Origin of the sequence: Fictibacillus arsenicus (assembly GCF_001642935.1) — a bacterium.
Taxonomy (GTDB): Bacteria; Bacillota; Bacilli; order Bacillales; family Fictibacillaceae; genus Fictibacillus; species Fictibacillus arsenicus_B.
In genome coordinates this window covers 1,507,689-1,528,970 of record NZ_CP016761.1, presented here as the reverse complement: position 1 = coordinate 1,528,970, position 21,282 = coordinate 1,507,689, and the positions used below count along the sequence as shown (strand labels likewise).

At 40.7% G+C, this 21,282-nt stretch carries 23 protein-coding genes and 1 pseudogene; 6 read left to right on the top strand and 18 right to left on the bottom strand.

Annotated elements, in window-relative coordinates:
- Positions 1-132: 132 nt before the first annotated feature.
- The 10 genes from ABE41_RS08100 to ABE41_RS08055 all read right to left on the bottom strand — a co-directional run bounded on the left by ABE41_RS08100 (position 133) and on the right by ABE41_RS08055 (position 9,778).
- A complete protein-coding gene (locus ABE41_RS08100) occupies positions 133-738 on the bottom strand; it encodes a TVP38/TMEM64 family protein (protein ID WP_066288605.1) in 606 nt (201 codons plus the stop codon).
- A 123-nt stretch (positions 739-861) separates the two neighbouring features.
- Positions 862-1,251 (bottom strand): hypothetical protein, encoded by a 390-nt coding sequence (locus tag ABE41_RS08095; RefSeq protein WP_066288601.1) that lies wholly within the window; start codon positions 1,249-1,251, stop codon positions 862-864.
- Positions 1,252-1,343: 92 nt separating this feature from the next.
- Positions 1,344-1,799, bottom strand: a complete 456-nt coding sequence (locus ABE41_RS08090) for a pyridoxamine 5'-phosphate oxidase family protein (protein WP_066288598.1) — start codon at positions 1,797-1,799, stop codon at positions 1,344-1,346.
- 95 nt (positions 1,800-1,894) lie between these two features.
- A complete protein-coding gene (gene iadA, locus ABE41_RS08085; RefSeq protein WP_066288595.1) occupies positions 1,895-3,067 on the bottom strand; it encodes a beta-aspartyl-peptidase in 1,173 nt (390 codons plus the stop codon).
- A 321-nt stretch (positions 3,068-3,388) separates the two neighbouring features.
- Positions 3,389-4,372 carry a 3,4-dihydroxyphenylacetate 2,3-dioxygenase gene (gene hpaD / locus ABE41_RS08080; protein WP_066288593.1) on the bottom strand — a complete coding sequence of 328 codons (984 nt, stop codon included), beginning with the start codon at positions 4,370-4,372 and terminating at the stop codon, positions 3,389-3,391.
- 13 nt (positions 4,373-4,385) lie between these two features.
- Positions 4,386-5,861, bottom strand: coding sequence for a 4-hydroxyphenylacetate 3-monooxygenase, oxygenase component (gene hpaB / locus ABE41_RS08075; RefSeq protein ID WP_066288592.1), 1,476 nt, complete (start codon positions 5,859-5,861; stop codon positions 4,386-4,388).
- A 12-nt stretch (positions 5,862-5,873) separates the two neighbouring features.
- A complete protein-coding gene (hpaE, locus tag ABE41_RS08070) occupies positions 5,874-7,388 on the bottom strand; it encodes a 5-carboxymethyl-2-hydroxymuconate semialdehyde dehydrogenase (RefSeq protein ID WP_066288591.1) in 1,515 nt (504 codons plus the stop codon).
- The gene (locus tag ABE41_RS08065) at positions 7,372-8,163 is read right to left on the bottom strand and encodes a fumarylacetoacetate hydrolase family protein (RefSeq protein WP_066288589.1); all 792 of its coding nucleotides are present in this window, start codon (positions 8,161-8,163) and stop codon (positions 7,372-7,374) included. Before ABE41_RS08065 ends, hpaE begins: the two co-directional genes overlap by 17 nt.
- Positions 8,164-9,096 carry a 2,4-dihydroxyhept-2-ene-1,7-dioic acid aldolase gene (gene hpaI, locus ABE41_RS08060; RefSeq protein WP_066288582.1) on the bottom strand — a complete coding sequence of 311 codons (933 nt, stop codon included), beginning with the start codon at positions 9,094-9,096 and terminating at the stop codon, positions 8,164-8,166.
- Between the two features lie 25 nt (positions 9,097-9,121).
- Positions 9,122-9,778: a GntR family transcriptional regulator gene (locus ABE41_RS08055; RefSeq protein WP_066288581.1), complete on the bottom strand. Its 657-nt coding sequence runs from the start codon at positions 9,776-9,778 to the stop codon at positions 9,122-9,124.
- 212 nt (positions 9,779-9,990) lie between these two features.
- On the opposite strand from ABE41_RS08055, the gene ABE41_RS08050 reads away from it, so the two are divergent.
- A complete protein-coding gene (locus ABE41_RS08050; protein WP_066288578.1) occupies positions 9,991-10,281 on the top strand; it encodes a late competence development ComFB family protein in 291 nt (96 codons plus the stop codon).
- Positions 10,282-10,710: 429 nt separating this feature from the next.
- Positions 10,711-10,911, top strand: coding sequence for a cold-shock protein CspD (cspD, locus tag ABE41_RS08045; RefSeq protein ID WP_066237152.1), 201 nt, complete (start codon positions 10,711-10,713; stop codon positions 10,909-10,911).
- Positions 10,912-11,238: 327 nt separating this feature from the next.
- On the opposite strand, the gene ABE41_RS21010 is transcribed toward cspD, so the two are convergent.
- Positions 11,239-11,379, bottom strand: coding sequence for a hypothetical protein (locus ABE41_RS21010; protein WP_156774251.1), 141 nt, complete (start codon positions 11,377-11,379; stop codon positions 11,239-11,241).
- Positions 11,380-11,552: 173 nt separating this feature from the next.
- Positions 11,553-12,416: a hypothetical protein gene (locus tag ABE41_RS08040; RefSeq protein ID WP_066288576.1), complete on the bottom strand. Its 864-nt coding sequence runs from the start codon at positions 12,414-12,416 to the stop codon at positions 11,553-11,555.
- 134 nt (positions 12,417-12,550) lie between these two features.
- Here ABE41_RS08040 and ABE41_RS08035 point away from each other — a divergent pair, with 134 nt between their 5' ends.
- The 3 genes from ABE41_RS08035 (at position 12,551) to ABE41_RS21005 (ending at position 14,571) form a co-directional block, all read left to right on the top strand.
- Positions 12,551-14,026: a methyl-accepting chemotaxis protein gene (locus tag ABE41_RS08035; RefSeq protein ID WP_066288569.1), complete on the top strand. Its 1,476-nt coding sequence runs from the start codon at positions 12,551-12,553 to the stop codon at positions 14,024-14,026.
- 56 nt (positions 14,027-14,082) lie between these two features.
- Positions 14,083-14,325 (top strand): NUDIX domain-containing protein, encoded by a 243-nt coding sequence (locus tag ABE41_RS08030; RefSeq protein ID WP_066288566.1) that lies wholly within the window; start codon positions 14,083-14,085, stop codon positions 14,323-14,325.
- A gap of 105 nt (positions 14,326-14,430) precedes the next feature.
- Positions 14,431-14,571 carry a hypothetical protein gene (locus tag ABE41_RS21005; protein ID WP_156774250.1) on the top strand — a complete coding sequence of 47 codons (141 nt, stop codon included), beginning with the start codon at positions 14,431-14,433 and terminating at the stop codon, positions 14,569-14,571.
- A 56-nt stretch (positions 14,572-14,627) separates the two neighbouring features.
- On the opposite strand, the gene ABE41_RS08025 is transcribed toward ABE41_RS21005, so the two are convergent.
- The 3 genes from ABE41_RS08025 to ABE41_RS08010 form a co-directional block, all read right to left on the bottom strand.
- Positions 14,628-15,790 (bottom strand): IS3 family transposase gene (locus ABE41_RS08025; RefSeq protein WP_156774198.1). Its coding sequence is split into 2 segments (ribosomal slippage): positions 14,628-15,514 and positions 15,514-15,790, totalling 1,164 coding nucleotides; the frame shifts between segments, so codons are not numbered across the junction.
- 98 nt (positions 15,791-15,888) lie between these two features.
- Positions 15,889-16,338, bottom strand: a complete 450-nt coding sequence (locus ABE41_RS08015; protein WP_083207730.1) for a hypothetical protein — start codon at positions 16,336-16,338, stop codon at positions 15,889-15,891.
- Between the two features lie 487 nt (positions 16,339-16,825).
- Complete coding sequence (locus ABE41_RS08010) at positions 16,826-17,905, bottom strand: hypothetical protein (protein ID WP_066288560.1); 1,080 nt, start codon at positions 17,903-17,905, stop codon at positions 16,826-16,828.
- 102 nt (positions 17,906-18,007) lie between these two features.
- Here ABE41_RS08010 and ABE41_RS08005 point away from each other — a divergent pair, with 102 nt between their 5' ends.
- Complete coding sequence (locus ABE41_RS08005; protein WP_066288555.1) at positions 18,008-18,343, top strand: ribonuclease M5; 336 nt, start codon at positions 18,008-18,010, stop codon at positions 18,341-18,343.
- Positions 18,344-18,444: 101 nt separating this feature from the next.
- On the opposite strand, the gene ABE41_RS08000 is transcribed toward ABE41_RS08005, so the two are convergent.
- From ABE41_RS08000 to ABE41_RS07990, 3 genes and pseudogenes are all read right to left on the bottom strand, one after another.
- Positions 18,445-18,819, bottom strand: coding sequence for a VOC family protein (locus ABE41_RS08000; RefSeq protein ID WP_066288554.1), 375 nt, complete (start codon positions 18,817-18,819; stop codon positions 18,445-18,447).
- Positions 18,816-20,060: an MDR family MFS transporter gene (locus tag ABE41_RS07995; RefSeq protein ID WP_083207729.1), complete on the bottom strand. Its 1,245-nt coding sequence runs from the start codon at positions 20,058-20,060 to the stop codon at positions 18,816-18,818. The genes ABE41_RS08000 and ABE41_RS07995 overlap by 4 nt, the downstream gene beginning before the upstream one ends.
- Before the next feature lie 416 nt (positions 20,061-20,476).
- Positions 20,477-21,058, bottom strand: a pseudogene (locus tag ABE41_RS07990) (DsbA family oxidoreductase); the annotation flags it as partial.
- Positions 21,059-21,282: the final 224 nt, after the last annotated feature.

The window sequence follows — 21,282 nt, the reverse complement described above, 5'->3', positions numbered from 1 at the left end:
TAGCGCTCTGCGCTGTTAGGAGTCTCACACCTTGCGCTCCAATCAACTAGTCAAAGAAGCGTACTCAACAAAAAAAGTTCATAGCAACAATCTTTTAGAAAAGCCTATAATAAAAAAACACCAGGCTATAAATTAAGCCTGATGTTCCGATTGTTTTAATCTGGATTCAACTACTTTGCCGCCTAGCCATAGAACAAATATTCCGAACACGATTAATCCTAATTTTAATGGACTCTTCAAAACATCTACAAAATCGTAGCCAATGAATGATACGATCGCGATCATTACTAGTTTACCAAGCGTTAAAGCTAATAAAAAAGTTTTAATATTAATTCGGGAAAGTCCGCCAACGACGTTAACTAATGCTGAAGGCGTGAAAGGAAAACAATAAATTAAGAAGAGCATTCCAAATCCGTGGCGCTCCACCCAGTTCAGCATCCGGGTTGTGTTAGTATGCCTGTTTAAGAAGTTCAAGAATCGTTTTTGCCCGAATCTCCGAACTAACAAAAAGACAATAGCTGAACCTAAACAAACGCCGATCCACGAATAGATAAAACCTAACCAAAATCCATACGCAGCCGCATTACCCGCTACAAAAAGGAATAATGGCAAAATGGGAATGAATGATTCAAGCATTGGCAGTAAAATGCCGGGCAAAAAGCCAAGGTCGCGGTATTGCTCAAGTAATTTTAGTATATTTTCTTCAGTAAAATAATGCTGCCAGTTTTTCCAGTCCATCGTTCTCTCACCCTTTTCTTCCTCATACCCTCATCGTTGCCATCGTTAACACTTTTAAAACGGAATCGAGGAAAAACAAGGAGTCGTTCATTCTATAATTTTATCATAATCCAAAAAAGCACACTATTTAGAAATTGAATGCGAACGGATTTTTTTCTTCGTCTTTTTCCCGATTATAAAGATGCAGAAAACAGCTGAAAGCCCTGAGGTTATCCCATAAAATGAATTTCCCTTACCCAATTCCTGTCCAAGACCCTCAGGAAACAGAAGCCAATATAAAACAAGTGATCCATGAAGGAAAATACCTGCTGCAGCTAAAACTTTCATCAACCAAAAAAACGGCAGCCGTTTAAACGAGATCATGACAGCCGCTATCCCCCAAAATAAAAGAAAGTAGCCCCATACTCCCATCCCTGCCGCTGACTTAGTTTTTAACAAGTCCGTTACAAAGAAAATACCGGTAAAGACTGATATCAATCCAGAAAAGAGCAGCATACGCCAGGCAGCTTTCATTTCAGTCACCCTCTTTTTTCGGTATAATAAAAACCGCCTTAATATGCTGTAAGACGGCCCCTGATGATTCCTCATAATTTCTGGGTGGCTTTTTACTTCATAAGAGCTGCATATACCTGCTCATCCAGCTCTTTCGCTTTCTTTTCGTTATACGTTTTTTCATATACAGGTTCTTGGACGATCTTAGCACCCCAGAACATGCTCTCAAATACGTGTTCAATATCTACTTCAATTTTTGCAAGCTTAAGAGGTACATCCGCCATAGCGTTTTCCAGAATATTGGCTTTTCCGTTAATCGAATAAACGGTTTCAAGCCCGACAACTGTCATCACTACATTAGAATTGGCTTGAATGTTAGTAACGATTCGGGAATTGTTTGTTACTGTAAAACGGATTTTTTCTTCTGATAAACTCTTTACCCAGGAAATTGCATTTACGGATGGAGCATTGGATTCTGCGTCAACTGTACCAAGCAATACAAGCTGCTCGCCTTGCAGGTGTTCAAACAATTCAGGACTTAACTTTGTTGGTGTTTCCTGTTTCGCCATGTGATCGCCACCTTAATTTTTTTGTATGTATGCTGTCTATTTTACCATATATTTCTCTTCAGAAAAATGAAAAAGGAAGCTGAAGTGAGCTTCCGTTACTCAAATATTCCTCTTATTATCGCTTTTCCGTCCAGAACCATCACTTGACCGAGTGCAATTACAGAATCAATGTTCAGGTCATCCTTCTTCAGAAGAACAAGATCAGCATGAAGTCCCTCTGCAAGAACTCCTTTTTCTTTAAGCTTTAGAACTCGCGCAGGGTTGCTTGTAATCGTCTGCAAGGCGGTTTCAAGCGGTATCCCCTCATGAAGGACAGCATCTTTTACTTCTTTATATAGCGAATTCACTTTACCGATACGAAGTCCGGTAAATTCTCCCCGTTCATTAAAAGCAGGCAAACTTCCTTGTGCATCAGAGGTGAATGTAATGAGTTCACTAGGCACTCCCGCATCAATCATTCGCTTTAACCCCGCGCTGCATTTCACTTCGCCTTCTTCAATAAACTGTTTCGTTGTACTTGTTGTAAAGTCTACATAGCCACCATTTTTGGCGTACTCGATCCCCGCTTCAAACACATATGAATTGCGGTTGATATGCGTCGGATAAAACTGAGAAACTGGGAGATCCGTCGTTTCAATTACTTCTTCAATTAACGAAAGCATACTTTTTGAATCACCGAGGTGGATGTTGACTACACCCGCTTTCCCAGACAGCATGCCTGCAACACGTGCTTGCGAGGCTAGCCTTGCGAGTTCATGAGCCTGGGGCTGAGAGGATCGATGATCGGCAATAGCAATCTCTCCAACTCCGATAACCTCATCAATCATCATGATGTCGGTTTCGATGCTTCCTGTCAGCGTTTTTACAGGCACCTGATAAGAGCCAGTGTGTACATAGCAAGAGATTCCTTCTTCTTTAAGCGCTTTCGCTTTTGCGATTAAATTTGTCATCGTGCGGGCAGTGCCATCAGTACCAATTACTCCGACAATGGTCGTGACACCAGCAAGAGTTACGTCGGACAAATAAATCTCTGGCGTTCTTGTTTTGTATCCGCCTTCTCCGCCGCCCCCTGTAATATGAACGTGAGCATCAATAAATCCAGGTGTAACAATCTTGTTTGTTGCATCGATCACATGGATGTCAATATCGGATGATTGCCATTCGATGTGATCTGAGATTTTTGCGATTTTTCCTGCAGCTATTAATATGTCCTTTTTTCCAAGATGATGAGGTGCATATACCTCGCCGCCATTAATCATTGTAAACATAATATCAGTCCTTTTTATTACCTATTTCTTAAAATGCATGATTTATAATAATAAATCTATTATCAATGAAAAAGACCATAAAGGTAAATGTAAAATTTACTTCTTGTGGACTCACAATTTGTATGTTGCTCATAAATTACGTATGGTGCTCGTAAAATCCGTATGGCGAGCATAAATTCTGCATGGCGAGCACAAAATCCGTATGGCGAGCACAAATTCCATTAAGCGCTCATAAATTCCGTCCAGCGAGTATAAATCTCGCTGGACGAGCAAAGAAGCTGACTCGAGCAAAAATCCGAGTCAGCTTCCCTTTTTATATAATCACGTTACAAAGTCCGGCTTGCGCTGCGCCAAAGTCGGGCTTTTTTGCTTCACTGGCTCGCCAGTTTCCATATCTAAAAACGAAGTCGCCTCATTAAACCAGCTATCAGGGGCTTTATGTCCCCAAAACGTCTGCCTTCTCGGATCGTTAATATCCCACTTAACAGGCTTAAAATCTGGATCACTTGTTAAGTAATCCCCATTATACAATTCGATGCGGTTTCCATCCGGGTCACGAATGTAAAGGAAAAAGGCATTTGATAATCCATGACGGCCTGGACCGCGTTCGATATTGTCTGCATAGCCCATACTTGCCATCACATCACAGCAATGAATGAGACTCATCGGATCTGACAGCCAGAAACCGACATGATGAAGACGCGGACCTTCACCATTCATGAATGCTACGTCGTGGACGGTTGGTTTTCGGTGAAGCCATGCAGCCCAAGTCCTGTCATCTTCCGTAGCTGTATACTCTGAAACCCTAAATCCGAGTTCATCCGTATAGAATGCTACAGCTGCTTCCACATCAGGAACCATACAGTTGATATGATCGATGCGCTGAACACGGGCACCGCGGTATAAATCATACTTTTGAATGCAGCGCTCAGCACCTTCCATTTCGACGAAAAACTCGAGAGGAATGCCTGAAGGGTCTTCCACACACAGCGTTTTGCCGATTCCAACCGACATATCAGCTTCTTTCCAAAGTACTTTCGCCCCTTTTCCTTTAAAAAAGGACTCTAAAGCATTCAAGTGACCATCTTCCCACACTTTATAGCTCACGGCATGCACGCCTGGTTTTTCGGCTTTTTTCAAAAGAAGGCTATGATGACAATGCTCTTCTAATCCTCTTAAAGCCATCCATTCTGAAGTAGATGCCGTTTCAATGAACCCTAGTGCGTTTACATAAAAATCACGGGAAGCGTTGAGATCAGTCACGTTCATGACAACTCGCGCGATACGTATAATGTTAAAATCCAACGTCTCTACCTCCCTATACACTCGTATAATTGTGATTTGAGGATTTCACACGATTTAAAAAGTCTTTCACCATTGCTTTATAAGGCTCTTTGTTGAATTGATCATAATAGATATTTGACATACGCGCCGGGTCGCCAAAGAAATAATATTCATAAAGAGCTTGGCGTCCGCCGAACGTGCTGATCGAAATATCCCATGCTAAACGGAATAATTGAGTACGCTCATATCCATCAATATTTGCGCCTTGGGTATAGCGGTGAACGAGCTCACCGATGTCATCAGCATTAAAGTCTGCTTCAGTCGGTATTCCCATTAAGCCGGATGCACCAAGAATTTTCACGATCTCCACAATACGCTGATACATCTTCGGATACCAGTTACGCGCTGCGTTTAATGGGGCAAAGTCTGGTGTCATGTTGCCATATTTATCGATCGATGCATTGTGTTCTGCACGGTATAAGTGAGAACGCATTGTCTCTAAGATGAGCATGACTTCAGACGCTTTTTCTTTTACATGCGGGAACACATCTATTCCGATGGATTCCATCATGTTCAAGATTACCCCTAGGACGAATTCTGTTTTAACTGTATTCTTCGCAATAACTTGATGTGCCATATGAACAATCGCGTTCGTCTCCACATATGTGCGGTTGCAGATGTCAGAGTTGCCGCTGACAAAAACACGCTCCCATGGAACGAGAACATTATCAAATACAACAATTGCGTCACTCTCTTCAAAACGAGAGCTTAAGGGATGATCCCACTGGCTTCTGCCTTGATCGAAAGATTCACGGCATAAGAACTTAAGACCATCTGTGTTGTTCGGAATCGCAAATGCCATTGCGTATGGATCATCATCAGAGGACGCCTTGTTTAACGTTGAAGGGAATACAACGATCTCATCAGTAACTCCCCCAAGTGTTGCAAGCAATCTGGCTCCCTTTACAACGATTCCATCTTTGTTCTTTTCAACGATACGAGCTGATAAATATGGGTCTTTTTGTTCGGATTGCCTTTTTGAACGGTTTGTTTGCGGATGAATGAGCGTATGCGTTAAGCTGATGTCATTCTCCCGGCAATATTCATAATACTTTTTTGCATTTTCTGCGAACATCGGATCATCTTGAGCAAAGAAGCTTCCCGATGTACCAAACGCCATCACACTTGTATTCAAATAATCCGGCGTACGTCCCATCATTCCGCCCGTGTATCCTGCCCATTCGGAAATCATCTCACGGCGGCGGATCAGATCTTCAACTGTTTTAGGCGCGATGAAGGACAGGCCTACCTGATCGCCTGTTTTCTCAGAGGTATATAACATCTTGTCTGCTTTTTCATGCTGGAGGTCATACAGGTTGGCAATGGATCTCACAATGTTTCGGAATGCTGGATGTGAAGGTACATCATCAACTTTTTTACCATGAATCCAAACGTTATTTTTTGCCTTCTTGATTCCTTGAATATATTGTTCCCCCGTACGTGCAGGCAAAGAAATCCCTCCTTAGTGTTTTGCTTCGGTCTGAAGCGGTTGTTTTTTCTTACCGAACTGCTGAATGTGATGGTCAGCGAGCGCCACATGCACAACTTTCATTTCTGTGTAAAATTCAAACGCGTAATGCCCGCCTTCACGGCCGATTCCTGAATTTTTTGAACCTCCGAACGGAATGCGAAGATCACGTACGTTCTGCGAATTCACCCACAGCATGCCTGCTTCAACAGCGTTTGCCACACGAAGGCCTTTTTTCATATCATTTGTCCAGACATAACCCGCAAGGCCGTACTTAATGTCATTTGCATAGTCGATGACTTCTGCTTCATCCTTAAAGGTCATTACTGAGAGTACCGGACCGAAAATTTCTTCTTGAGCAACAGTCATATCATTTTTTACATTTAATAAAAGAGTAGGAGCTACAAAGTTTCCTTTTTTATGAGATTCAGAGAGCTGCTGGCTGTAGACTTCAGCCCCTTCATCTTCTGCAATCTTCAAATAGCGTTTCACATTTTCATAATGATCATTATGAATGAGCGGTCCAACTTCTGTATCAGGATCGGATGGGTCACCGACAATAATGTTGTCAACTCTCTCTTTCAGCTTGGCCACGAATTCATCTTTAATAGATTCCTGCACAAACAAACGGGAGTTCGCTGTGCATCTCTCACCGTTAAAAGAGAAGATTCCCCAAACACAAGCATCCATTGCGCGTTCCATGTCACAGTCATCAAATACGATAATTGGAGATTTGCCGCCAAGTTCCATCGAGAAGCGTTTTAAAGAATCCGCTCCGTTCTTCATAATTTCCGATCCTGTCTTCGTCTCCCCTGTAAAAGAGATAAGCTGCACGTCCGGATGCGCGACAAGGGAAGCTCCGGCTTTCTCACCAAATCCGTGAACAACGTTGAAGACACCTTGTGGCAATCCTGCTTCATCAACCAGTTCCGCTAGCTTGTTAGCTGTCAGTGGCGACCACTCGGCTGGTTTTAAAATAACTGTGTTTCCCGTCGCCAGAGCTGGAGCGATTTTCCACGTTTCAAGCATGAATGGAGCATTCCATGGTGTGATCAGTCCTGCAACACCAACAGGCTTTTGAATGGTGTAGTTCATGAACTCGTCATCCACGTGATACGCTTCACCAGACATGCGGTTCTTTACCATCTCCGCATAAAATCTGAAGTTATCTGCTGCACGGCCGACCATCTTTCTTGTTTGTGCAATCGGAAGACCTGTGTCATAGGACTCCAGCAAGGCGATCTCTTCAATGTCACGATCGATTAAATCCGCAATTTTATAGATGTACTGAAGACGCTTCTCTTGCTTCATCTTCCCCCAAGGTCCTCTTTTGAAGGCTTCTTTTGCCGCTTTTGCAGCGAGGTTAATATCTTCCTTTGTCCCTTCACTGACTGTATTTATTTTTTCATTTGTAAAAGGGTTCAAGTTTACAAAGAATTCACCGGTATGGCCTGAAACGAATTGTCCGTTAATATAATGACGGATCGTCTCGTTAACTTCTGGCTTCATTGTCCTTCCCTCCCGTTGGCACCTTTTCTGAACGGCCATCAACAATGGTGTTTTCCAATGCGCCAAGATAGTCGATTTCAAGTCTTACAACATCTCCTGGATGTACGTGGGAGATTCCTTTCGGTGTTCCCGTCCAGATCACATCGTTCGGCTCTAGCGTCATAAATGAAGACACGAACTCGATGATTTCAGGAATGGAATACATCAAGTCTTTCGTGTTGCCTTGCTGTCTGAGTTCACCGTTCACATATGTGCGGAGTTCAAGGTTTGTTACATCAGGAATATCTGCAGCATCCACATAAAAGGGACCCATCGGACCAAACGTATCATGTCCCTTTGCACGTACAGGCGGACGGTACCAGTTGTTAACGAAGTCACGGACCGTTACATCATTCGCAATTGTGTAACCGCTTACAAAATCCATCGCATTTTCAGTTTTAATGTTTCTTCCTTCTTTACCGATCACAACGGCAAGTTCGTTTTCATAATGCATGTAAGTTGCTCCGTCTGGATAGAACACTTGCCCTTTATGTCCGACTAGAGATGAATTTGGTTTGATAAAAAGAACGGGTTCAGCTGGCTTTTCGAGGCCGAGTTCATCTGCATGGTCAGCATAGTTCAGTGCAAGTCCGATCATCTTATTTGGCTGAAAAGGCGGAAGCCATGTTTCAATGTCCTTTATGCTTGCTGTTTTTCCTGATGAAAATGTAATGACTTCGTCTGTTACCGTGCCTTTTTGTTCTCTTCCTTCATATATCACTCTCGCATGTTTCATTTACGCTTCACTCCCTATTTTTTCTACTAATCCATAGTCAGCAAGTACAGATCTGATTTCCTTCTGCAAGGTTTCTGCCGGCAAGTCCATTGGCATTCTCAATGTTGGATTGATTTTCCCCATCATTCCAAGTGCAGCTTTTAAAGGTGCTGGGTTCGTGTCTTTAAAGAGAACATCGTTCAATGGCATAAGATCATAATGAAGCTTCATTGCTTCTTCTACATTGCCAGCTTCCCATGCGTTATATACTTCAGCTACTTTTGATGGCAGCACGTTTGCTGTTGCGGATATGTATCCAGCTCCACCGATTGCAAGCATCGGATAGCAAAGCAGTTCGATTCCTGAATACAGCATAAAGTCACGTCCGCAGTTTAATAGCACACGATTAATGTGTTCAAAGTCTTTATTCGATTCTTTTACACCGATAATATTCGGACAATCTTCGTTAAGGCGGGCAAGTGTTTTCACTTCAAGGTTAACGGCTGTTCTTCCTGGAATGTTATAGATGATTAGCGGGATATCCACACTGTCTGCAATTGTCTTAAAATGTTTGTACAAAGCATGCTGTGAAGGCTTGTTGTAGTATGGGACGATGACCATAGCAGCATCTGCTCCCATTTCTTGTGCGAGTTTTGTGAGATGAAGTGATTCTTGGTGGTTTGTTGAGCCTGTACCCGGGACGATCGGTACACGTTTGTTTACAGCCTTAATGGCTGTTTCCATCACTTGTTCGCGTTCTTTCAGCGTTAGTGAGGAGGGCTCTCCTGTTGTTCCGGTTACAGATATACCATGACTCCCTGACTGGATATGCCAGTCTATTAAACTTTTAAGCGTATCAAGATCAAGTGATTCATCATCATGGAAAGGGGTAATGATAGGCGCGATGGATCCACGTAGCGTCTTTTTTGCTTCTTCTGCATTCATTCTTTTCATCTCCTTAGTAATTGATCGTTTTGGGCTAACTTGATTTGTCCTCAAGAAAAGCTTTCAGCGTGTTCAACTTATGATTGCGTGTAAAAGACTCAATTTTCTCCGGATCTTCTCTCTTTTCAATCATTTCAATTAACAGGTAATGTTCAGCAATGGATCGTTTCATTCTGGAAGGTTTCATAGTCATACCGCTCTTTCGGACTGTACCAAGTCTCTCCCAAGTTGAATGAATTTGTTCCATTAAAAACTGGTTTGAGCAATATTTGTAGGTTAGTTTGTGAAATTCTTTGTTGTAGTTTGAGAAAAGAGAAAAATCAAGTGAATCAAGTGCTTCTTCCATTAACTTGGTGTACGCTCTTAGTTCATCGAGTTTTTCGCGAGGAAAGGACTTAGATGATTCTGCTGTTGCAAAGCCTTCTAGTACGGCAAGTACAGACAATGTCTCTAAATATGCCTCTTCATCAAAGGGGGTAACGATCGCTCCTGAATAAGGTTTGAAAGAAATAAGGGAATCAGCTTCGAGCAGCCTGATCGCTTCACGAACAGGTATGGCACTCGTTTGAAGCTCCCTTGCCAGCTGGTCAATTACGAGTTTGTGGCCAGGCGGATATCTTCCATCTAAGATGCGGGAACGGATGACTTGATAAGCATATTGCTGCTTGTTGGGTTTTTGTTGAGTATTCATAATCCTATGTTAATCTCAAATCATATATGATTTCAAGTTTATTTTCAGAAAAATCATATATTATTGTCAATTTAGTAAGATAGTAACGTTTTCGGGATATATTTAAAATTATACTAGTAATAAGGTCATGTTAAAGAGTTTAGAAGTTTACACATATAGTAAGAATAAGCTATTCTATTCATATAGATTGTGTATAAAGGGGTAACAAACCCATGAATGTGAAAAATGCAATGGAAATACTAGTAGATGAAGCATTACGGAATTATTGGGGACAACTTCAGCTTCCTTGTAAATGTGAGATTTGTAAAGCAGATGTTTTTGCTATTACACTCAACAATTTGCCTCCCCGCTATGTATCAAATGAAGATGGCTATGCATACGTAAAAGCACAAAACTTTGATGACCAATCACGAGTAAATATTCTGAACCAGATCGTTAAGGCAACAGGCATCGTAGCAACGCGTCCTTCACATGACTTAAAACCATCCTCCTCCCAAGAGTAGAAGATGGTTTTTTCTTTAGTTTTTAATTAAACTATTTTTGCAAACTTTGTTGGTCTTGAAAGAGTTGATTTCCGCTCCAGGATGCTCGCTTTCCTCGGGGTGTGCGGTGAGCCTCCTAGCGCTCTGCGCTGTCAGGAGTCTCACCTGTCCCGCTGATCCCGTAGGAGTCTCACACCTTGCACTCCAATCAACTTCTCGAAGGAGAGAATCGAACAAAACCCTTCTCTAAGAACAATCTTTTAGAGAAGAGCCTTTAATAAAATGCACGTGTCTCTTTATTCCTATTTTTCAGAATAGTTCCTTGCGGGACAAACCACTTTGTGATATATTTGTGACAACCATTCCGGACTGGATTACATCTTAAATAAGAGTTTGAAAGTTGTTTGGTAATTACGGCACAAATGTGCAAACGTTCTAGGAGGCATTCACATGCAAACAGGTAAAGTAAAATGGTTTAACGCAGAAAAAGGTTTTGGTTTCATCGAAGTTGAAGGTGGAGACGACGTATTCGTACACTTTTCAGCTATCCAATCTGAAGGATTCAAATCACTTGACGAAGGTCAAGAAGTAGAATTCGAAATCGTTGACGGAGCTCGCGGACCACAAGCAGCTAACGTAACTAAAAAATAAGTTTAAACTTATATACGAAACCGGCATACTGTTGCCGGTTTTTTTCTTTGGTTGTTTTTATTTATTTCTAAAAGATTTGTTGTTTTTGAACATTTTTTGGAGTACGCTTCTTTGACTAGTTGATTGAAGCGCAGGGTGCGAGACTCCTGCGGGATCAGCGGGACAGGTGAGACCACGGCATGCTTAATAGCCTAGGGGGCTCACCGCCCGCCCCGCGGAACGCGAGCATCCTGGAGCGGAAATCAACCACTTCCAATAGCAACAATGTGTACGCAAATAGAATTTTTTTTGAAATAAAAAGAAGAGGCTCCCCGGATAGGACCTCTACTATTTAAATCGTATTTTTGATTTGTAGCTTTCGATCTTCCCTAATATGTCTGCCTTATCTTCCTGCGAAAATATACCGAGCTTATGCAGGATCAGCGTATATTGCTGCAGTTTAAACAAAGAACTTTCTTTGTACCACATGGCATTCACCTATCTTTCCTTAAGGAAACTTTTTTAACCTTTGCAAATATTATATGCCACATGCTACTTTAATGCTTCTAATTTTCGAAATAATGTCCTTAAATTCCTTATTATTTAAAGAAATCCTTTTACACAAATAAAAAAACGTCCATTAAGAACGCCTCTTATATTACTTACCTCATATTTAATGTGGATAGCATTGCCCAGATTGCCTGCTCCCACTCGGCTGTTTTTTTATGCTGCGGAAGATTAATCGTGTATTTCACTTTGTCTCCGCTCTCCAGCTCTTGGATGACGATATATTTCTTAAAGGAATCTTTTGATGCCGTAATAAATAGTTGGGTAGATTCAAAAGCAGGACCAGCTGTTTCTACTCCATTCACTTCTTTTACTTCTCCAACAGCCGCAAGTTCATCGTTTGCCCACTTTTTAAGATCTTCAATAGATGCATCTTCTGAAAGCGGTTCTATTCTGACGAAAGTTTCCGCAAACTCTGTAGCAAACATCAAATCTTTTCGCGGTTCTTCGGCTGTAAACTCAAAATCATCTATTTTATAAAAGTAGTAATCTTGTTCACTCTCTGTTAGAGCAGCTTCCTTCTCAACGGTAATTCCATTGACTGTATATTTAAGAGTTTGTGAGGCAGCCGGCTCTCCTGTTCCAGAGTCAGCAGCTGTAATCTTTTCAAGAATCCATTGATCATTCTCGTTTTTCTTGTAAACGATCGAAACTTTTGACCCATCTTCTAAATTTGCAACAGTGTCTCGCACTTCATCAGACAATCGGAGGACAAGTGTATCACCCGATGCTTCTACTTCAATAGAATTATTATCGATTTGCCCGATATAAATACCTTCCTCTTCAATAGATGCAGCTGGTTCTTCGGCTGGTTCTTCCTTTTGATCTGCAACTTCCGCCGGTTCTGCTGTCTTCTTAGATGCTTCTTTTTTCTCTGTTTCCTGTACGTTACCGCTGCACGCCGATAATAATACCGCAAGTGCAAGTATAGAGCTCTTCATCCAAGTCTTTGTTGTCATGACTCATCACCTCATTAATTTAGACGATACTTATAAAAAAATTGTTACATACTGGCAATTACGCCTTTAATACTTAAAAAAATATGTCGATATAAAAACAGTACTTATACATTCTAAAACGGAGATGAAAAATTTTGAATCCATCATTTGCCTCAAATTTACAAACGAACAAGCTTGTAACGAAAATGTTATGGGGAATGTACTTTCTTGGACTCGGAAGTACATATGCAAGTACAAAAACCATTAACAGTGTTATGTTTTACGGTTTATCAGGATTAGTGATTCTTCTCACACTCACAATTTGGACTTACCGAAAATGGGCGCCACATGCTGTTCAATATTACGTCGTATTTGGTCTAACGATCTTAACCGTTGTCATGGCACACTCGAATCCAAAAATTTCCACTTATTTGATGACATATGTGTGCCTTGCTGTTATTACGCTATATCATAATTACATTTCTATCTTACTATCGGGTGTATGCGGAGTATTGTTAACCAATTTTTTCTTTTTTCAATATAAAGATTCCATGTTTGCCGGGCAAGATCCCAAGATAATCATTTCACTGAATGTTTTTCTAATTGTCATTACGGGCGCTCTTGTTGCCCAGGCAAAAATGGGTCAGCGCATGCAGGAAAATATTCGAAAAGCTGAAAAGCAGGCCGAAAATGATAAGATCAAGCTTGAACATCTATTGGCGAAGGTAAAAGAAGCAACTGAAAATCTGCACATCTTCAGTCAGTCCGTAAGAGAAAATGTTACGAGAACCGGTGAGATCTCAAGTAACATTACATACGCCTTTACAGAAGTGGCTAAAGGAGTTGAGTCCCAGGCAGTTAGTGTTGGCGGGATGAACGAGTCTGTAACTAATACAAACGATGTTGCAAAAGGACTTTATCAGCACTCAAGCGACATGAAAAAATTATCTGAAGAAACAGCTCAAGTAACTAAGGCAGGAGAAAGCCAGGTTTCGGAACTGTCGGCCAAGATGGAAGAAGTAAGCAAACTGATGCACCAAACGAACTCATTAATGCACGAACTAAACGAACAAAGTGAATCAATTGAAGGGATTCTGACAACGATTGAAGAAATTTCTTCACAAACAAATCTTCTTGCACTGAATGCAGCCATTGAAGCTGCACGTGCTGGTGAACAAGGCCGCGGTTTTGCAGTGGTCGCTGATGAGGTTCGCAGGTTGGCGGAAGACTCACAAAACTCTACTAAACAAATCGCCAGCATCCTTGGTGAGATCCGCAATAAAGCAAAACAGGCTGCACAATTCGTTGACGGCTCACAAGGTGTTGTTACCTCGAGTCTTGAAGCAACCCAGAAAACAGCAGACAACTTCGGGCGTATTCTAATAAACACAGATCAAGTAGCGACTCAATCCTCTCAAGTACAAACATTGATCAATCAACTGTATGAATCAACAGGATACATCGTTGGAGAAATCCAGTCTGTTTCTGGGACTGCTGAAACATCTAGCGGAGCTGTTGAAGAAGTACTCGCAAGTGTAGAAGAGCAGCACAGATGTGTGGAAGAAGTAGTTGAGAGTTTCAACAAATTCGAATCGCTAACGGCCGAATTGAATGAACTTGTAAAAGAATAAAATTACGGAAATGCCTTTTCATGTTAAAGTGAAAAGGTTTTTTTAAGGAGATTATTATGCATAAACATAAAGGAATTTATTGCATCTGCACAAATGACATTGGTCACCTGCTCACTGTGGAAAAGAGCGGCGGCCCGTACAAGAACCGCCTTGACCTTCCGGGCGGGACACCTGAAAGTGGTGAAACAGAAATCGAAACCGTTGAGCGAGAGGTGTTAGAAGAAACCGGTTATAAGGTGCTGACAGCAGTTAGAGCCGGTGAAAGGTCTTATGAACTTCCGTGGAATTACAAACATTGAACACAATCTCAGCATACTGCTGTCTATTATTTATGTACCGTGGATGAAACAAATAAAATTTCTTTAGCAGATATTCCCGATCAAGATTCGAAGGGTGTCTTATGGATGGAAACTGAATTTTTGAAAGAAGATTGGTGTTCTCCCCTTGTTAGTGAAGCAAAACACTATCTTTTAGAAAAGAAGATACCAGCTGAAAGAAAGTCTTATCATACATGGGAAGTTCTGCAGCTGCCAAAGTATAAATAAAAAACCGCCTAATTAGACTGGCCTAGTCAAATGAGACAATAATAAAACACCACCAGTTAGGCTGCCATACTACCAAATTCAATTGGGGTGTGGTAGCCTAATTTTTCTTGTATACGCTCTTCATTATAATACTTCATGTACTGATCTACTTTTTCCCTGATTTTATCTATCGGCATAGAATTAAACTTCACATATTGAAATTCTTCAGATTTTAGATTGGAATGGAAGGACTCAATAACCGCATTATCCCAACAATTTCCTCTTCTGGACATACTGCTGACCAATTTCCTATCCTTTATTAGTTGTTGATACCCATAGGATGTATACACACTTCCTTGATCTGAGTGGATTATAACCCCTTTGGGGTTCCCTCGTGATTCCAAAGCTGCTTTTAAGGTATCTGCCACAAGAGGAACTTGTTGATGGGTATAGAGCTTGTGAGCCACAATTTGATTATTAAATAAATCCATTATGGTCGATAGGTACAATGTAATAGAACCATATTGAACATATGTTATATCTGTTACCCACTTTTGATTAGGTCGAGCTGCTGAAAAATCTCGATTTAAAATGTTTGGTGCGACAATGATGGATTCCCCTTGAGATTTCCACTTGCGCTTTGGCTTTACACGGCACTGTAGATGATGCTTTTGCATAATACGTTGCACCGAATTTCGATTCAAACTAATTTGATATCGACGTTTAAGTAAATTCTTAATTTTACGATGTCCATACCGATAGTTAGTCTCTTCACAAAGTGAGATAATGACCTTCTCTGATTTAGACAAATCATTAGATGGAGTAGACACCCAACGATAGTATGTGGACCTTGGAACGTTTAGCGCGCTTAGAATAGCCGTAACCGTGTACTTTTTTCGTAATTTTTTTACCAAACGGAGAACTACTTCTTTTTCAACTCCTTTTCGATCTCCAAATACTTTTTTAAGATTTCATTCTCCTGTTTATAGTGATTGAATTGACGGTCCTTTTTTTCCTCTTCACTAGCTGAATCAGGTCCAAGACCGTAAGAGTATTGTTTGCCTATTGGCTGATTAAACCGGTGTACTTGATTTTCACGATACCATTTCACCCATGTTTTTATTTGCGAAACATTTTTAATGCCATACTTATTCATAATTTCTTCATTCGTAAATTGGCCACTCATTTTATCCTTAACAACAGCCCACTTTGTTTCTTTTGAATATACGTTTTTGCCCATGCAAAAACACCTCCGATTATCACTTAGAATAAGTGTATCATTTCGGAGGTGTTTTATTGTGTCTCATCTACCTAGGTTAGTCTATAATGGCGGCTTTTTTAATAGCAATAAAATGAATTAATCTGGCGAGTGTCCATTCCGAAGTATACCCAGCGGCGTCCGTTCCAGCGGAAACCAGCGACAGAACGACGTCCTACAAAAGTTAGCCATGCCCAAAAACCAGGTCCCCATGATGGCCAAATGTAAATGAATTGATACAGACAAGGTCTTATTGCTCCTGGATCAACTGCATAGACACCAAACTGGCCGCCACCACCTCCGCCGCCACCAAAGCTATACGCTTGTGATTGTGAAGGAGTAAAACCTGGCGGTGCTGATGTTGGCGCCATTCCCCCGCCTCCACCGCCGCCTGCTCCTTTTCCGCCTGGTCCACCTGGAGGAGGTCCCGGTGGTCCGAATCCCTGACCCCCGCCTGGAGGTCCAAACCCTTGGCCTCCACCTTGACCACCGCCTTGACCCGGAAAGAAAGGAAAATATCTTTGCGTCAAAATATTCATCTCCTGTATATGTTGTTTGTGCTCGATTTAGTTTATTCATCTATTAACCCAAACGTATAGACAAGTATCCCGTAATTCCAAATAAATTGGATTGCTGTTCTATTGTTTAGGGTATATTACATGAAACACCTATGTTTTTGAAGGAGGCTGAAAAAATGGGACGCATTAGTAAAGGTATAAAAGGAATGGCGGTTGCCCATTTAATCAAACAAGGAAAAAAGAGATTGCTGCCAATCATTAAACGAAAACTAAAAAGCAGATAATGAAATGACCCATATTCACTGGGTCTTTTTTTTTTGAGGTTGTTCGGCATAGTATCTGATGATTGCTTATCGATATCTGTCGAGGATCGCGAACTCGTGGATAAAATGATACTAAATCTCGTGGGCTTATTACCAAATCTCGTGGATTAAGTAATAGAGATTTATTTGTATTGTTTTTTCAATTTACTGGCACCCTTACTCCATTCTTGTCTCTTTCAGTCTGTGTTCTCTCTGTATTCTCTCATTTCATCCCTTAAAAATCGCAACTCAAATTCTACCATGGATTCAGCGAGCTCATTTTGGAACGTTTGATAGAAGTTTTGGTTGTTTTCCAGCAGTAAATTCTTAATTTTTGACTGATTGCCGTCTCTGATTAGTTGATCGATCGCATAATAGCTTTGGCGGTATGGAAGATGAGGAGAATTTCTGCTGTTTTCATTTGCCCAATCACTAACACTTTGAATTCTTGTAAAAGGAATGAATTGAAGTGGCATAAATCTGGGGATTTTTTCTATACTTGCCAATCCAGCATACTCCGCTATTCCTTCTTCAAACCATCGAGGTAAATGCCCGTTAACAAGACCCCTTTGTCCTAGATAGCTTACAATCCAATGATGGGTATACTCATGAGCCGTTAGTTCTAAAAATGGTTCATCATTCTCCTCCATTTGCTTAGTAACTAAAAGATGGATCGTTTCTTCTGTCGGAACATACATGCCATGTAAATTTTCATAGGAATGAACGGGTAATTGGTTTTGAAAATTCTCCGGATTTCGATATAGAATGACCGTAACCGGGACTGGTTGATGAATATCGATCAACTTTTCATTCATTGAGATAACTTTTCGTATATGCTGTATGGCGAGGTTTGCGAAATGATCATCTCCTGGTCGATAGAATACGACCGCCTCTTTTGATGATTTTACGCTGAGCGTTTTAAGGAAATCAATTCTCTTAAACAAGAATTGATTATCATACAAAAGTGATTTCGTATAAAACTGATTTTTAGCCCGTGCAGGTAAATCTTGAGTTAAGGTATGATGAAGGAAAAAATTGAAGGAAGAAAAAAGAGCGGAGGATAAAACAACGGTTATAACGATGGATAAAAAGCTGATTCTTTCAGCTTTAGATTTAGTTAGTCTCTTAGCCAAATAAAATTTAATACTTGAAATGATCAAGATCACACCGAGCAAAAATCCTGATAATTGATCCGTTAGAAGAAACAAACCATAAAGCAATAATATTAAACATACGCAGTAACAAAATGTTTTCGTGATAAGATAAAGCCTGTTCAAAATGTATAATCCCCTTTTTTATGAGTAATTTTCTAGAAGTTGTACTATTATCAATATGCACTCCATAAAATCATAGTGAATCCAAGTTTTACAGGAGGCGCTATGACCGGATACATTGTTGAAGGCAAAAGTGATCAACTGAGAGTACAAAGTGTCGACCCCCATGCCCATTTCGTTATATTAAATGGCATTTCATTTCGTCATAAAGAAAGAAGAGCGATTGAAGAAGCACTAATAATATGTAACGAGGTGTACGTTTTAACAGACCCTGATGAGCCTGGTGACAAAATCGCCCAAAAGATTATGGAGGCTTATCCAGAAATAAAACGTATTCCCATTGATCCAAAAAAAGCTAGAAATATAAGAGAACAACGTTACAAATACGGAGTCGAATACTGCTCTAATCAATATTTAAAGGAAACACTCCCAGGTATCTAAACTGAAGAATTCTCTCTGTTCAAATCCCTTCCTTCTAAAACTCAATACCTTTACAAAAAATTAAAAAAGAGACTGCAGAGAATTTCTCCGCAGCCTCCATTTTATTTTCTTTCAAAGAATTCAAGCGACTCTTCATCAGGACCGTAAAAGAAAAAGTATTTTCCGTTTGGCAGTTCTGTAATTTCTTTGTCTTTTAGCTGAACCCCTTTTTCCTTTAAGATCTCGAACTTTTCTTCGATGTTTGTAACAGAGAAAGCAAGATGGTGAACCTTTCCTTCGTTCGTTACTTCTCCCGGATAACCTGATATCAGTTCAACAAGGACCTTTTCATCTAATCCTAAAAAAGCAAGTTCCACTGGGACGCTTGTATGATCAAAACGGTCCAGCAGATTTAATCCCAAAATTTCAGTATAAAACGAAAGTGATTTTTCCATGTTCGTTACCATAATTCCCGTATGTTCAATACCTGTAATCATGTGTGTAAACTCCTCTCTTGAGTCGAAACAGAATGTTCAGCTGATAAATTCTTTCGAATCGTTTCTCCATATTGAAAAAATGGAAGTGACAATAACGAGATTAGCGTCAGACTCCCAAATACATAGAATCCATGTTCAAAGCCGAACGTACTTAAAAGGAGACCGCCAATCCATGGTCCTGCGCTGAATCCGATCGAGCGAAATGACATCGCTCCAAAATATGTACCTCTCATATGGTCTGGAGCAAGGTCGTCTAATAATACGTCACTCATTACGAAAACGATTATTTCTCCTACAGTTAAAAACACCATGCTTATTACAAGGAAGATCCAGTTCGTTGATAACCCGAATCCAAGTAACGCAAGACTAAAGGCAATGCTTCCAAAGCGAAGTGCGTTCATCGGCTGAAACCGTTTAACATAGTTCGTAACCGGAAACTGTAGTATTAACACCGTTACGGCATTTGTAACCACAAGATACGCAAACAGCTTCACACCATTCTCAAATTGCGGGGCATTCCCTATATATTGCGCAAGTGTTGTATCCATTTGTGACTGTGCCATCATCACTATTGTGTTTCCTATTAGAAAAAATGCCAAGATTCTATCTTTTGACAGGACTGTCAGTGCAGATTTGATAGAAAACTTCCTTTCTTCACCGGCTTTTAGTTCTGCTGAATAACCTTTTAGCGTAATGATGATTAATAGCCCGTATACGAGGTATGCGGCAGCAGTGATATAGAATGCACCAGTTGAAGAACTTGTTCCAAGGTGAGTCCCAGCAACAGGTCCGATCGCTGCTCCTACATTGATGGCAAAATAGCGGGCATTGAAAACGCGAAGACGATTTTCTTTCGTAGTAACGTCTGCAAGCAATGCTCTTGAAATCGGCTCAAACCATGATCGGCAGAGGCCGTTTAACATATTCAGCAGAAAGAAGTGCCAGACATATTCTGCAATCGCAAATCCTGCAAAAACAGCACTCCATGTTAAAATTGCAGCTGTCATAACAGGAAGCCTTCCAACTCGGTCAGAGAGATAACCTCCAAAGAAACCCCCGAATGTTCCTGTAAGTGCACTCACACCGATAATCAATCCTACCATAGCAGGTTCTATTCCTTTTTCGCTGTACAAGTAAATCGCTAAAAATGGCATTGTCATAAAAAATGCTGCTCTAGTAAAAAGAGTTCCCGTTACTATAACGATGACAGCTGGATGCCATTTTGCAAAAAATCCGTTCATCCCCATTCCTTCTCTCATCTTTTCTGTTTTATAACTTTATCACTTTTTTTAGAAAGATAGAAAAGAAAATTTACATTTTTTGAAACTTTCTTTTATTTGATTCGTCTGATATAGGTGTACCCCCCTTTCCCGGAAAAGAGCCCTCCCCTACATGGGCTTTTTTCTTTTTGTTTTTTCTGTGATGAAAAGCTGATTTGATTGGAGCGGAAGGTGCGAAACTCACACCTTCTCTTTAGTCCGTCAACGCGACTTTGTCACAAAGTGATAACGTTTATCAAAAAAATCACATATTCCTCATAATTTTTATAAGACTTGCTATATTATATACATCCCTATCAACAACCCCCTTTTTTCATTGTTAAGAACGAGAAAGAGCGCAAAGAAGGAAACCCTTCTAAGCGCTCTTTTTTCTATTTTTATTCACATTCTTCGCCTTCGCAAAATTCCATCTTCTCGTCCCGGATCGCTCCTCTTAAAGCACGTTCAATATTTGCCTGCGGGTGGAGCCCTTTTAAAACTCTGTCCCCGATAAACATAGTCGGAACAGCTGTAATTTGCACCTCTTCAAACGCTCGCCGTAAGTATTCTTCTCTCTCGCTGCAGAATTCACGGGAAACGAGTGCCTGCTCAAACGATTCTCCATCGAGCCCAACCTCTTCAGCGATGCCGCGAAGTACTCCAATTTGTCCTATGTCTTTACCTTCTTGATAGAAACTGGTAAAAACACGGTGTGCATATTCTTTCTCTTTCTTATGCTTTTTAGAAAATAAAAGACCCTCATGTGCCAGGTGTGTATGAGGCTGAGGTGATACTTCCGGCAGAATCATTTTTACTCCCATCTTTTGTGCAAGTGGAAGTACAGATTCCTGCCATGCACGCTGAATGTAATTGCCTTCAGGCTTTAACGTCTCCTCTGGATAGGGACGCAATTCAAATGGCATCCATTCTATTTCAAAATCTTTATCCTTTGTTGCTTCTAATAGCGGAGCCTCCGCTAAAAAACAATATGGTCAAACGAAATCTGAATAAACTCTGATTTTAATAGTCATATCCCTTATCTCCTCTCCTTGCTCTTTACTTCTTAGTTATTAAACTTTAGGCCAAATTCTCCATTTTCCGACAAACAGCCTCTGTTCACCTTTTGTATTCCGTGATATATTTAGAAGGGCTTACAAGCCATACATACCATATATTGATTTACATACATATGAACCACGCTTTT

What these genes read in the sequence shown, in the direction of transcription:
- ABE41_RS08005 (WP_066288555.1), top strand. Translation starts at nt 18,008, where the DNA reads ATGACCGGATACATTGTTGAAGGCAAAAGTGATCAACTGAGAGTACAA.
- ABE41_RS08095 (WP_066288601.1), bottom strand. Translation starts at nt 1,251, where the DNA reads ATGAAAGCTGCCTGGCGTATGCTGCTCTTTTCTGGATTGATATCAGTC.
- ABE41_RS08055 (WP_066288581.1), bottom strand. Translation starts at nt 9,778, where the DNA reads ATGAATACTCAACAAAAACCCAACAAGCAGCAATATGCTTATCAAGTC.
- cspD (WP_066237152.1), top strand. Translation starts at nt 10,711, where the DNA reads ATGCAAACAGGTAAAGTAAAATGGTTTAACGCAGAAAAAGGTTTTGGT.
- ABE41_RS21005 (WP_156774250.1), top strand. Translation starts at nt 14,431, where the DNA reads ATGGAAACTGAATTTTTGAAAGAAGATTGGTGTTCTCCCCTTGTTAGT.
- ABE41_RS08100 (WP_066288605.1), bottom strand. Translation starts at nt 738, where the DNA reads ATGGACTGGAAAAACTGGCAGCATTATTTTACTGAAGAAAATATACTA.
- ABE41_RS08000 (WP_066288554.1), bottom strand. Translation starts at nt 18,819, where the DNA reads ATGATTACAGGTATTGAACATACGGGAATTATGGTAACGAACATGGAA.
- ABE41_RS07995 (WP_083207729.1), bottom strand. Translation starts at nt 20,060, where the DNA reads ATGAACGGATTTTTTGCAAAATGGCATCCAGCTGTCATCGTTATAGTA.
- ABE41_RS21010 (WP_156774251.1), bottom strand. Translation starts at nt 11,379, where the DNA reads ATGTGGTACAAAGAAAGTTCTTTGTTTAAACTGCAGCAATATACGCTG.
- ABE41_RS08050 (WP_066288578.1), top strand. Translation starts at nt 9,991, where the DNA reads ATGAATGTGAAAAATGCAATGGAAATACTAGTAGATGAAGCATTACGG.
- hpaE (WP_066288591.1), bottom strand. Translation starts at nt 7,388, where the DNA reads ATGAAGCCAGAAGTTAACGAGACGATCCGTCATTATATTAACGGACAA.
- ABE41_RS08030 (WP_066288566.1), top strand. Translation starts at nt 14,083, where the DNA reads ATGCATAAACATAAAGGAATTTATTGCATCTGCACAAATGACATTGGT.
- iadA (WP_066288595.1), bottom strand. Translation starts at nt 3,067, where the DNA reads ATGTTTACAATGATTAATGGCGGCGAGGTATATGCACCTCATCATCTT.
- ABE41_RS08090 (WP_066288598.1), bottom strand. Translation starts at nt 1,799, where the DNA reads ATGGCGAAACAGGAAACACCAACAAAGTTAAGTCCTGAATTGTTTGAA.
- ABE41_RS08065 (WP_066288589.1), bottom strand. Translation starts at nt 8,163, where the DNA reads ATGAAACATGCGAGAGTGATATATGAAGGAAGAGAACAAAAAGGCACG.
- hpaI (WP_066288582.1), bottom strand. Translation starts at nt 9,096, where the DNA reads ATGAAAAGAATGAATGCAGAAGAAGCAAAAAAGACGCTACGTGGATCC.
- ABE41_RS08040 (WP_066288576.1), bottom strand. Translation starts at nt 12,416, where the DNA reads ATGACAACAAAGACTTGGATGAAGAGCTCTATACTTGCACTTGCGGTA.